The organism is Phycisphaerae bacterium (assembly GCA_018003015.1).
Taxonomy (GTDB): Bacteria; Planctomycetota; Phycisphaerae; order UBA1845; family PWPN01; genus JAGNEZ01.
This window is the reverse complement of sequence record JAGNEZ010000111.1, coordinates 1-12,119: the sequence shown is the minus strand read 5'-3', so window position 1 is coordinate 12,119 and position 12,119 is coordinate 1. Positions and strand designations below refer to the sequence as shown.

The window sequence follows — 12,119 nt, the reverse complement described above, 5'->3', positions numbered from 1 at the left end:
CCATCGGCAGACTCCTTTCGCAAGAGACTCTCGCCGCTCCATACGGCATACTTGCGAAAGGTATACACGATGCCAATCGATCGCGCCAGACCTCCCAGCTTACCTATCTATGCGCGCTGGCCCTGGGTGCGGACCGCCTCGAATCGTACGTCGAGAAACAACTCGGCAAAATGCACCCGACTCCGCTGCCGATGTGGGATACCTACCTCTGGAACACGCAGCCCGAGCCGGGGCGGCCCGAGTTGGTCGTGCCGATCCACGGCGTGACCGACGTCTCTAGGCACCTCCGGCCGGACGGCTCGCTGAGTTGGGAAGTCCCCGACGGCGAGTGGATCATCCTGCGAATTGGCATGACGCCCACGGGGACCCGGAACGCGCCGGCGTCCCCCGAGGGCCAAGGCCTCGAAATCGACAAGATGAACCGCCGCGCGGCCGAGACTCACTTCAGGGCCTTCATCGGACGCGTACTCGACCGCATTCCTGCAGCGGATCGCCAGGCCTTCCGAACCGTCGTCGCCGACAGCTACGAGATGGGATCACAGAACTGGACCGACGGCTTCGCCGAGGTTTTCCGCGATCGATATGGATACGATCCCATTCCGTGGTTGCCCGTGCTCACCGGCCGGCTCCTCGGCTCGGCGGATCAGTCGGAGCGATTTCTCTGGGACCTGCGGCGATTAGTCGCCGATCATATCGCCCAAGACTACGTCGGCGGACTGCGCGATCTGTGCCACGCTCACGGGCTGCAGCTCTGGCTCGAGAACTACGGACACTGGGGCTTCCCTGGCGAGTTCCTACAGTACGGCGGGCAGTCGGATCGGATCGGCGGGGAGTATTGGGTCGACGGCGACCTGGGCTCGATCGAGTGCCGAGCGGCCTCCTCGGCCGCGAATACCTACGGCAAACCGGTGGTATCGGCCGAGTCATTCACCGGCGGCCCCCCTTTCCGGAACAGCCCCTCGGCCCTGAAGGCACGCGGCGACTGGTCTTTCTGCGAAGGCGTCAACCACTTGGTGCTCCATGTCTACATCCAGCAGCCTTGGGAGGATCGCGTGCCAGGCATCAACGCCTGGTTCGGCACGGAGTTCAACCGGCATAACACCTGGTTCAACGCCAGCCGGACGTGGATCGACTACCTGCGGCGATGCTGCTTCCTACTCCAGCAGGGCACACGCGTCGCCGATGTCGCCTACTTCATCGGCGAGGATACCCCCAAGATGACCGGGCTCCGCAAACCCGAGTTGCCGCCCGGCCACGACTTCGACTACATCAATGCCGAGGTGATCCTCGACAAGTGCGCGGCGAAGGACGGACGCATCGTCCTACCACACGGAACCAGCTACCGGCTGCTCGTCCTTCCCGAACTGCCGACGATGCGACCGGCCGTGGTGCGGAAGATCGCCGAGTTGGTCCAGGCCGGAGCCACCGTCCTCGGCCCTCCGCCAACACGTTCGCCCAGTATGGCGGGCTTTCCCCAATGTGATGCCGACGTCCGGCGGGTCGCCGCAGAACTGTGGGGAAATGGCGACTTCCAGAGACCGGGTGAGCGGCGGGCCGGCCAAGGCCGGATCATCTGGGGACGGACACTCCAGGACATCTTCACTGGCACCGGCCTGCGATCGGATTTCGCGAGCGGCACCCGGCTGCGCTTCACCCACCGGGCAACGCAGGAGGGAGACATCTACTTCGTCGCCAACCCCAGGGCGGAGGCCGTTGCCACCACCGCCGCGTTTCGCGTGACCGGCAGAACTCCCGAGCTCTGGTGGCCGGACAGCGGCCGGATCGAGCGGCCAGCGGTCTACGATGACGATGGCCAGTGCACCCGGGTAGCGGTCCATCTGGGCCCCCACGGATCGGTGTTCGTCGTGTTCAGGCCCGGGGTGGCGCCGCCCGCAGACCGCGTGGTCGCAGTTCGCCGCGACGGGGAACTCCTGCTCAGCACCGCACTGCGGTCGCCCCAACATGCCGCCCCGTCGGTCAACCCAAGCGCCGAGCAGACCTTCACCGTGTCCGTGTGGGCCAGGCCGCTGGATGAAACCCCTTTGCTCCCGCAAATGAACGAGGGCGTCCACGGCATGGCCGAACCGCGCAATGACGCACTCTTCCCACCCCACGGAAACACGTTCTCGGCAGACGGCAACCATGCGGGGTGCGGCCTGGCCATCGGACAAAACGGTGTGTGCGTCTTTGAGCATGGAGCCAACTACTTCTCGCCAGTCCTGGTCCACCCCGCCCGCTTGACCGACTGGACCCACGTGACCGTCGTCTATCGCGACGGCCAGCCCAGCCTGTATCTCAACGGCCGACACGTGCATACCGGACTCAACAGCCGCTATGTGGTCCATTCGGCGGCAGGCACGAACCCGGGCGACGACACGGCCTTCCGCGGACAACTCGGCAGCTTCGAGCAACGCTCCGCAGCCCTCAGCGAAGCCCAGATCATTGAACTGATGAAGGCTATGCCCCGCCCGATCACGCCGCTGGCGGCCGGCGCAGTTCAGCTCACCCGCGGCCCAAACGGAAACCTGGAAGCGAGAGCCTGGCAGAAGGGCGTGTATGAACTGACCATGGGCGACGGCCGCATGCTCAAGCTCGATGCCACATCCGTCGCCGAACCCGCCGAACTCGCCGGCCCCTGGCAGGTGCGATTCAGCCCCGGATGGGGCGCCCCCGAGAACATCGCCTTCGATCGACTCGAGGATTGGATCCGGCGTCCGGAGGACGGGATTCGCCACTACTCGGGCAAGGCCAGCTACCAGAAAACGTTCGAGCTGCCCGAACGACCAGTTGGCAGTGCCTTATGGCTCGATCTCGGCAGCGTCCGCGATCTGGCCACGGTACGCCTGAATGGCCAGGAGCTTGGCACACTCTGGATGGCTCCCTGGCGGATGGAAATCACCTCAGCCGTGCGGCCCGGAAAGAACATTCTGGAAGTAGAGGTCGTGAACCCGTGGAACAACCGGTTGGCAGGAGACGCGGCACTCCCGCAGGCGCAGCGGCGGACGTTCATCGCCGTCCCGGCTGTCCATCACACCGCACCGCTCCTTCCGGCCGGCCTGCTCGGCCCGGTGACGCTGCAGACCGTGGAGGTCATGCGGCCCCAGTAGCCAGGAGCCCCACCGACCCGCGGTCAGCGCCCCCTGGCTCAAAGACGCTGCGCGGACCAGCCCGCGGGCGTCGATGACACGTGAAAGGTGCAGAAATGAACATGAACAGACTGGTCCCGGCCCTCCCTGTCCTGGTGTGTGCGCTGCCCCTCGGAGCCACCGATCCGGCAACACCGGCCCCCTTCGGCCCGCTCCCGTCCGAGCGACAGCTCCGCTGGCATGACATGGAGTTCTACGGTTTCCTCCACTTCACGGTGAACACCTTCACGGACCGGGAGTGGGGCAACGGCGACGAGAGCGAGAAAGTCTTCAACCCCACCGCCTTCGACGCCGACCAGATCGCGAGTGTCGCCGGAAAGGCCGGAATGAAGGGGCTCATCCTGACCTGCAAGCATCACGACGGCTTCTGCCTCTGGCCTTCGCGATATACCGAACACAGCGTGAAAAACTCCCCATGGAAGAACGGTAAGGGCGACGTGGTGAGGGAAATCTCCGACGCCTGCCGCAGACACGGCTTGGGGTTCGGCGTTTATCTCTCCCCGTGGGATCGGAACCACAAGGACTACGCCCGGCCCGAGTACCTGACCTACTACCGCAACCAGCTCCGCGAACTGCTCACCAACTACGGGGAAGTCTTCACCGTCTGGTTCGATGGCGCCAACGGCGGCAGCGGCTACTACGGTGGGGCAAGAGAAACACGCCGTATCGACAACCGGACCTACTACGACTGGCCCAACACCTGGAAGATCGTGCGCGACATCATGCCCATGGCCGTGATGTTCAGCGATGCCGGGCCGGACACCCGCTGGGTGGGAAACGAGGCCGGCAAGGCCGGCGATCCCTGTTGGGCCACACTCGATCTGAAGAAACCCGGCCGGTTTCCCGGTGGCACGTCCGAAGGCAACTTCAACGGCGAGCGACCCGGCACCGCCTGGGTGCCCGCAGAGTGCGACGTCTCCATCCGCCCCGGCTGGTTCTATCACCCGGCCGAAGACGGCAAGGTCAAAAGCCCAACCGAGCTGTGCGACATCTACTACGCCTCCGTCGGGCGCGGAGCTTGTCTCAATCTGAACCTCCCACCCGACCGCCGCGGGCGGATCCACGAGAACGATATCAAGTCCCTGATGACGTTCCGGCAAATCCTCGACCAGACCTTTGCGCGGAACCTGGCCGCCGGCGCTGCCCCCACTACCAGCAGCACACGCGGAGGATCAACGAAGCGGTTCAGCCCGGCTAACCTTCTCGACAACGACCGCGCGACCTGCTGGGCCGCGGACGACGGCACAACCTCCGCCGAGGTCGTGATCGAAATGACCCGGCCGGTCACGTTCAACGTCGTGGATGTTCGCGAGTATCTGCCCCTCGGCCAGCGCGTCGAGGCCTTTGCACTGGACCAGTGGAAGGACGGCACATGGCACGAGTTCGCCAAGGCCACCAGCATCGGCAACCGGCGGCTGCTCCGCATCGGCTCAGTGACCACCAGCAGGGTGCGCCTGCGCGTCACCCAGGCCACCGCCTGCCCGGTACTCTCCGAGTTCGGCCTCTATCAGGAACCAGTCGTTCCGGACGCGGCCGGAACCGGCGGCAAGACGTGAGGCGAAGCGGCCCACATCCAGAACCCCCGACAAGCGAAAAGCAGGAGCCGGCCGCGCTGTCGCTGCATCCCGACCCAGACGGGCCCCCACGCACGCCGCCCAGGGAGAAGACAACCTCGCAGAAGGTGTGGTATCATGGCCGCCCTAGGGACCGCGAAGAAAGAGGCGATGCGTGGTGCAGCGATGAGTCTTCTTCGAGGCGTCGTTCTGTCGGAGATGATGAACCATGAAGATGTACTTCCCCGTCCTGCTGTCTCTCGCGACATCCATGTCGCTCGTTGCCGTCGGCGTCGCCGCCGAACCGCCAAAGCCAACCACCGTCTCGGACCCGAAGATAGCGGTCTCCGACCTCCAGCTGATGGCCAAACCGCTGACCAAGGCCCAGCTCGCCGTCGAGGCCGACGCCTGGCAGGGACTCCTGCAGAGCAAGGCAACCGAAATGAGCGCCGCCGAAATCGCCTCCGGCAAAGCCGAAGGGGACGAGAAAACAAAGACCCTCGAGGCGGTGGCCAAGCTTCGCGAAGAGCGCACCGCTCTCATCGACCGCCTCAACGCCGTCCTTGCCGCATTGAAAGCCAAGGGGGGCACAACCACCGACTACGACGCATACGTCAGCGCGGTCTCGGGCATCGCGGTCAAGATGACCGACGCCAGCGGCTTGTGGACCACGCTCGTCCACTGGCTCAAGTCCACAGAGGGCGGGCTCCGCTACGGGAAGAACATCCTCCTGTTCCTGGCCACGCTGATCGTCTTCAAGATCCTCGGCAGCGCCCTCGGCAAGGTGACCTTCCGCGCCATGGGCGCCTTCAAGAACGTCTCCAGCCTGCTGCGCGACTTCACCGTGAACACCGTACGTAAGGTGACCTTCTTCGTCGGCTTTGTGGTCGCTCTGTCCATGCTGGAAGTCAACATCGGGCCGTTCCTGGCGGCGATGGGAGCCGCTGGCTTCGTCATCGCCTTCGCCCTGCAGGGCACCCTGAGCAACTTCGCAGCCGGAATCATGATTCTGCTGTATCGGCCCTACGATATGGGTGACACGGTGACCGTGGCCGGCGTGAAAGGGAGCGTGGCCTCCATGTCCCTCGTCTCAACGGTGCTGAAGAATGCCGATGGACATATCGTCACGGTGCCAAACTCGTCGATTTGGGGTGGAACGATCACGAATCACGGCGTCCCCGTTTGATCTCGCCGCAGGGCTGGGAATCCTGAGCTTGGCTACGCTCGCGCCACGGAGCATCCTCCAGCGATCGGAGCACCACCACGCGCCTTGCCGCCGGCCGGGGCTGTGTGACAAGAGATGGCGGCCGTCGAGTCGCCCGGGATCCTCCGGGCGGCGACGAGGCCACAGTGAGAACTGCCCATCCGGGCGACAGACGACCTTGCTCGGGTCTCGAATCCCCAGCCCACACCACCGATCACACCGCGCCGCGCCCCGGCGGCCATGCTGGGTATCCGTCCGCCCCCGCTTCCCGAATCCCGCCCCAAGAACGTCCTTACGACACGGACTTGGCGGGCGTCACGTAAACTTCGACGCGGCGGTTCCTCGCCTTGCCCTCGACCGTCCGGTTGTTCCCCACCGGCTCGGCCTCGCCCCTGCCTTTGGTAACCATCCGCGAGGCGTCAACGGCCCCGGCTCGGAGAATCGCGGCTACCGCCTCTGCCCGGGCTTCGCTCAAACCGTTGTTGTCCACGCTCTTGCCGAGCTTCTTCAGGGCACGAATCGTCGGAGACTTCACCACCGGATCAGTGTCGGTGTGACCAATGATGGTCAGGCTGCGATCCCTGGCCCCTTCTTCATTGAGAATCTTGGCCAGTTTCCCGAGAGCGGCCTCGGCCTCGGGCTTCACAACGAACGAACCGGAGTCAAACATGGCATCTGCATTGAACCGCAGGAGACCTTTGTCCTTGTCGAACTTGAACAGCCCTGGATACTTGTCACTCAGTTCCTGAATTGACTTGGTGACGGCCGGCGGCAACGCCGGCGGAGGGGCCGCAGGCAGAGCCACCGGCGCAGGCGGCGGAGGCGCGGGTGCAGGCGAAGGCTCCACATACGTGGGCGCCTCGACGACAGGACCGGGCTCTTCGACGGCAGGCTTGTTGAACAGACCGCAACAGCACCCCGTCGCCACGAACATCAGCAGGATCCCAGATACCAGCGTCGCACCTTTCATGCACCCGAACATTGCCATCTCCTTGCGTCAGTCTGACAGGAACGCTCGCCACAGAAGCCGGGAGTTTAATGGCCATAGCCCGCCAACGCAAGACCAGCCACAGAACCCGCTGACCTGGAACAGGCCAGCAGCCTCCTCCCACGCCCCAAATCCTTCCCTCTAAGCCCGAACCACCCGCCCCCATGCCGGCCGACCATCGGGCAGGTCTCCCCGCCCGCGCTATCCGCAGGCGACCTCCTCACGCGCCGGGCGATCCGGCGTCGGCCCGCCATCGCAGCCACCCTCCGACACCCCTTTCTCGTCCCCCTGGTGACAGATGCCGTACTTCTTCGAGAGCTTCTCGAGGATCGGGTTGCGGTAAGGATACCAGAGGCACGCCGGAATGTACTTGACCCGGCCATCCTCGGTGTCTTCGTAGGCGAAAACACCCTTGCACTTCTCCAGCCGCGCGGCGTCAATCGAGTGCTCCTCCTCGAACGGCAGCATCGCCACCCGAAGTACCCGCCGCGCTCGCCGCGGCTTGGCCTTTTCGCCGGCCGGAAGACGGCACGACCGGCCGAAGATCAGCCGGCCCAGGGCCGAGAACGGGTTGCCGATCAGGCGACCAAACCTGATCCGCGAGAACATCCACGGCAGCAAGGTCCACAAAACCAACACCTGCCCGCGAAGGCGCGGCAAGAAGCGGTTGCGGTCCAAACGGTCCAGCGAAGGCTCGAGCTTGCGCGAAAGAGCCGCAAGCTCCACGACCACCTGATGGAAGGGCTTCCTCAAGTAGCGGTTGATGCCCCGGTAAGTCTTACCGTCCGAGATCAACAGCGTCATCGACTCACAGTTCGGCGCTGCGCCGGCCAACAACAAGACCTCGGAACGCGGGTTCTTGCGGAAGAAGGAACGGGGTTGTCTCAGGGCATAGGAAAGCCCCGCGGGAACGAACTCGACCTCCCCGCCCGGGATACTCTGCTTGACGATCTCCTCCACATCCTCCATCGTCGTGTGCACACCTGCTTCAAACGTCCCGGGCTGCCAATTCTCCGTCAAAGGAATCATGCCAACGTCCGAGATCAGGTCCCGATTCTCATGGCAGAACTGGAAAAAATCAGTGATATGTTGGTCGTTGAAACCTCTCCCAACGGTCGCAATGATCGTGTGCTTTCGCCGGCTGTACTTGCGCAGATTCGCCAGGGCCTTCATCTTCTTGTCATAGGCCGACCGGTTATGACGAAGCTTCTCGTAAATCGCCGGATCGCGACCATCGAAACCGAAACGAAACGGAACAAGCGAATCGCAGAGCTTCCGACAGTACTCCTCGTTCGCCAGCCGAATACCATTCGTCACCACATGGGGCCTCAGGCCGTTTCTCTTGGCCGTGGCGATGATCTCCAACAGGTCGTTGCGGACCGTCGGCTCACCCCCGAACAGCAGAACAACCGGCTTGGGCTCCAGTCGGGCCACCTCGCCGAACAGCTTCTCGAAGTAGGCCATCGGCGGATTGAAATCGAACCCCATGCCCTTGATGGTGGCGATACAGATCGGACAGTTCATGTTGCAGCGATTGGTCACGTCCACGAAAACAATGTTGGGCTGGTGATTGATCCCGCAGCGGTCGCAGTTCATGCGGCACGCCACCCGCTCCATGGGCACATACTGCCACAAATCTCGCTTTGCCTGCCAGGTTTGCGCGCAGGAACTGACCATCGACTCCGTCGTGCCGCACGTCGGACACGTCTTCCGAATCCACATCTGACCGTCCTTCGGGAAGAACTCCGAGGGTACACGGGCACGACATTGATTGCAGAGGCCCAGGTTCACGTCTTCCATGCTGGCCACTTCTCCTTCTATCTGTTCGAACCCGCCGGCGGTAATCACCGCCGGGGAACAGCGGTTGACAATGCCATGCCGCCCCGGGATTCGCCCCGGGCAGGGCAACTCACATCTTGCCCCGCGCTGGTGCGGCCGTCACCTTGGCCGCACCCGTCTGCCGGGCGGCCAGAACTTCATCCAGCGTCTTGCGGTAACTCTTCATGTCGTAGTGCATGAGCCACCGCTTCTTCTCCTGCCCGTCCACGAATAGAACCACCGTCGGATAGACCACCACGTCGTACCGGTTCTTGAGCTCCGAATTGTTCGGAATCCAGAAGAAGCTCATCAGGTGGTACTTGGCGAAGATCGCCCGGTCGCCGTATTCGCTGGCCATCTGCTCCAGAGCCGGCTCGAGCAACATGCACGTGGCGCATCCGCCCTTGAAGAAGAACATCATCACCGGCTTCTTTGCGTGGATAACCTGCTTCTGAAACTGTTCCGTGCTCTTGACCTCGGTCATATGGCTGCTGCTGCAGCCGCCGGTCAAAACCGTCAGAGCCATGAGACCGAAACCGGCGGCCGACGCCAAGCGCCGCCAGCCAGCCCAACCCGCCCGTCTGCGATTATGCGATAACACGGCGAAAGCGAGTGCGGACGTCTGACACGTCATTCGTTTATTCCTTTCAAGGCACCATCACAATCAGTCCAGCATCACCAGAACAGAACTCGGCCTCGCCGGCAAAGGCCCCTCCGGCCGCAAGTACACCTGGCCGAGCCAATATCAACGCCTCGACCCTGCGGCCAAATCCAAACCAGCGCCTCACTCAACCGTGTAAAAAGACTCCCGATCCACCGCCCGGGTCCAGATCAGGCCACAGTTCCTCCATCCAGGCTTGACCGCTTTGCCCATTCCACAGTCGGAACAGTCATCCGCATACTCGCCGTCGAAGCCGCCCTCCATGTTCAGCACCCGCATGAAACCCGCGGCCTTCAGGGCCCGGGCCGCCTCCGCCCCACGCTTGCCATCAGCACACATAATCACGATCACATCGTCCGGCTTGTAGTACCTGCTGACCTCGGCGACAAAGCGCGGATTGGCTTCGATGACCGGCTTGCGCTCTTTGGCGTCCCACTTGTGAGCCACGAACACCAGCGGGATGTTCCGGGCCATCGGCGCATGACCGACAAATACGTACTCCGCCGGCGTCCGAACGTCGAGGATATTCACCCGCCCCGGCGCGGCACGCCACATCTCAAGCGCCTGCTGAGGCGTAACCGACACGCCGGCCACACCCTGAGACGTTGAACACCCCGCCCACATCGTCAAGGAAAGTAAAACGACCAGTGCCAGCCCGCGCATCTGCCTCTTCTTCCGGATCTCTCCGCCGAACACGCGATCGCCCCTTCACGCCCCGACGGAGAAGGCGTGCCCGCTCACGGCGCATACCCAACACACCTTCTACCCGACGATGGCTCCGCGGTCAAGATCCAGCGTCGACCAAGGCCATGGGGGCACCGCCCAGTGGAGAGCTCTCGAGCCCAGATCGCTCCGCAACAACCCGACGGCCCACATCCCGCCCGTCTCGATGACAGCGCTCCGCGGCCGCAAGCCCCGCCAGCAAGACCCAGGCATCGTCGAAGCCGCGCGCCGGCCCCCGGACCGTGCCTACGAATTGTCCACCCGACCTGTTTCAATGGGCAGCTTCGCAGCCACCCACTCCTCCCAGCCGCCTTTGTACAGGTATAGGGTGTCCCAGGGGACCTGAACCATCTGGGTCAGCGCCCGGCAGAGCCCCGGGCCAACCTCGCAATCGTTGACTTGGCAGTACACGATCACCTTCTCCGCGCCGAGAATCCTCGGGAGCACGGCATTGATGCGCGTGCCTACATGCCAATAGTCGCATTGAACCGCCCCCGGCACATGGCCGGCCTCGAACGCCTCGTCGCCGCGCGCATCCACGAAGACGTATTGTCCGCTCTGGTTCTTCGGATCGGCGAACAGCTCCCGGACTTCGTCCAAGGTCACGACCTGGAAATCGGCCGGATGGTGGGCGGATCCCGCGACCTTCTGGCCACCCGCAGACGTCCGGCCGCTCGGCGCCGACGCCGGCCCGCCCCCGCCGCGAGTCCCCGATATCGCGCTTGCACCCGATGGCGACTCCTCGCTGCGACCCAGATGAACCTGGTCCTTCCCGCACCCCAGGTTGACACCGAGAGCCGGCATCAACGCGAACAAGACCACACCCGCCATCTTCACCGTCGTCGTAAACTTGGTATTACTCAATCCGGTATGTACCTCAGATGCTGTGGCACCAGCGGCTTCGTCACGCCACGGTACAACCACAGACTCGATCATCGCGCGAACTCGGGCGAGAACGCGCCCATTCCTATTGTGCTCAGGCAATCCCAACCGCGCCCAAGGCCACAACCACCCTTGCAGCAGGAGGCGGCGACGCCCCCGCCTCTCCTTCAACCCTCGCCGCCTTGCGGATCTCTTCCTGTACCTCGCCGATGCGCCGGCGGACGGCAGCGAACCTTCCTCCACCAATCCCCGGACAACCACGCCCGGCCAGGTCGCCACGCTTCACCGAATTATTGTATAGCGACCACCGGCTGCCAACCATGCCCGAGGGCTCGCGCCGTTGTTCGCGGCACAACAGCCCCTGTTCCACGAATCCGTCACCAGGCCCAGCCGGAGCAGGTGATGCGTACCGCTTCCGCGGGCCGCGGGTCGTTGCCCGTACACCATCAACACGACGAACACCGTGGCAGGCCCATCTCCACCTGGACCAATGAGCCCGGTCAGATCACGCACGCCTCGACCGAGCTGCTCCCCACAGGACGTCGCGGCTCCACCGGATCACTCGGCTCTCCCCCAGAAGGTCCTGGCGACACCCCAGAAAAGTGCGTGACTTCAGGGTCCCGTTTCGCCATAATGGATACAGCCGGCCTTCACCGTAGAACCGGCTGCCCCCTGGTGTCTTGCGGGAGACCGAAGGACGGGCGGGAAGAAGCTCCTGGACCGGCGTCAGGCATGCCACTCAGCCGAACCTGCGACCACAGGCCCAGTGCCTGGCGACGAGTATGCTCACAAGCCAGCTAAGCCTTCCCGCCCGCCGCGGAGGACCCTCGCCTCGACATCTCCTGCGGCGGCAGCCACCACCCGGATCTCCGGAATTCGCCGGCCGCCGGAGTCCCATGGCCGGAAAGCAACGGCCCGCCATGATCCGCAGGCCCGGTGAGCCGGATCATCCCGGGGACCCCGGGGACGGAACCGCAGCGTGAACCGACCGCACCGGCTGGCTGCGATTGAGGACCCCTAAGGGCCCGCAAAGAAATAACCTGAACGATTCTACCGTCGCGGCGAGACTATGTAGTTCCAATCGCCGTGAAACGGCTCTGGCCTGACGTGGAGTCGGCCCAGTTCTGCATCACTCACTTTGAGG

8 protein-coding genes are annotated in these 12,119 nt (G+C 64.0%); 3 read left to right on the top strand and 5 right to left on the bottom strand.

The window, feature by feature from the left end; all coding sequences use genetic code 11:
• The 3 genes from KA354_24270 to KA354_24260 all read left to right on the top strand — a co-directional run.
• On the top strand, window positions 1-3,107 hold a 3,107-nt coding region (locus KA354_24270; protein ID MBP7937767.1), incomplete at its 5' end, for a hypothetical protein.
• 101 nt (window positions 3,108-3,208) lie between these two features.
• A complete protein-coding gene (locus tag KA354_24265) occupies window positions 3,209-4,702 on the top strand; it encodes an alpha-L-fucosidase (GenBank protein ID MBP7937766.1) in 1,494 nt (497 codons plus the stop codon).
• A gap of 226 nt (window positions 4,703-4,928) precedes the next feature.
• Window positions 4,929-5,885: a mechanosensitive ion channel gene (locus KA354_24260; protein ID MBP7937765.1), complete on the top strand. Its 957-nt coding sequence runs from the start codon at window positions 4,929-4,931 to the stop codon at window positions 5,883-5,885.
• Window positions 5,886-6,195: 310 nt separating this feature from the next.
• On the opposite strand, the gene KA354_24255 is transcribed toward KA354_24260, so the two are convergent.
• From KA354_24255 to KA354_24235, 5 genes are all read right to left on the bottom strand, one after another.
• Window positions 6,196-6,885, bottom strand: a complete 690-nt coding sequence (locus KA354_24255; GenBank protein MBP7937764.1) for an OmpA family protein — start codon at window positions 6,883-6,885, stop codon at window positions 6,196-6,198.
• A gap of 207 nt (window positions 6,886-7,092) precedes the next feature.
• Window positions 7,093-8,691, bottom strand: coding sequence for a radical SAM protein (locus KA354_24250; protein MBP7937763.1), 1,599 nt, complete (start codon window positions 8,689-8,691; stop codon window positions 7,093-7,095).
• A 109-nt stretch (window positions 8,692-8,800) separates the two neighbouring features.
• A complete protein-coding gene (locus KA354_24245; protein ID MBP7937762.1) occupies window positions 8,801-9,235 on the bottom strand; it encodes a thioredoxin family protein in 435 nt (144 codons plus the stop codon).
• A gap of 258 nt (window positions 9,236-9,493) precedes the next feature.
• Complete coding sequence (locus tag KA354_24240) at window positions 9,494-9,955, bottom strand: sulfurtransferase (GenBank protein MBP7937761.1); 462 nt, start codon at window positions 9,953-9,955, stop codon at window positions 9,494-9,496.
• A gap of 384 nt (window positions 9,956-10,339) precedes the next feature.
• Window positions 10,340-10,957 (bottom strand): rhodanese-like domain-containing protein, encoded by a 618-nt coding sequence (locus KA354_24235; GenBank protein ID MBP7937760.1) that lies wholly within the window; start codon window positions 10,955-10,957, stop codon window positions 10,340-10,342.
• Between the last annotated feature and the right edge of the window lie 1,162 nt (window positions 10,958-12,119).